This window comes from Ochrobactrum sp. SFR4, assembly GCF_019730395.1.
Classification (GTDB): domain Bacteria; phylum Pseudomonadota; class Alphaproteobacteria; order Rhizobiales; family Rhizobiaceae; genus Pseudochrobactrum.
In genome coordinates this window covers 1-544 of the sequence record NZ_JAAPBB010000118.1, presented here as the reverse complement: position 1 = coordinate 544, position 544 = coordinate 1, and the positions used below count along the sequence as shown (strand labels likewise).

At 55.9% G+C, this 544-nt stretch carries 1 pseudogene; it reads right to left on the bottom strand.

Annotated features, from left to right (window positions below):
* Window positions 1-527: pseudogene (locus tag HBA93_RS18140) on the bottom strand (hypothetical protein); the annotation flags it as partial.
* Between the last annotated feature and the right edge of the window lie 17 nt (window positions 528-544).

Here is a 544-nt window from a genome sequence, read left to right as displayed (position 1 = left end):
CGTTCGCCGGTGATCAGATATTCCGGATTGAGGACGCCTTTGATCTGCGCCAGAGCGTCATGAACTTCCAGAGGCTCGATCTCGATACCGACAATATCGGCCTCACGAACCATCGCCTCGTAAAATGAACGATGCCTTGTCACCAACGCATCGGTCGCAAGAGCAGGCCATTGCGCATTGCGCATTTGCGGAGCGCTCTGCATTTCCTTGCGCATCTTTTCGGAGCTGGTCTTGGCTTCCTGTCGTGTCATCAAAGTAGGACGTGACCAAAGCGCCATGAAACAGCGTTCGCCGGTAAGCCTTTCAGGCAGGAGCCGGCGTCGCTCGTCAATCAGATCCTGAATGTCCAGTCCCGTATCGGCCGCAACACTTTCCGTGACCGCCAGCGCACGGTTAATGTCGGCCGCGCCAAGTTCAGGCGTATGAGCAAACCAGAATTGCAGGGAATAGCCCGGCGTCCCCAACTGAGAACTGAAAGCAAGGCGGAGATCTGACACCGCCTTGCTGATTTCATTCTCACCGGGCATGGATCGGAAACCCTCAA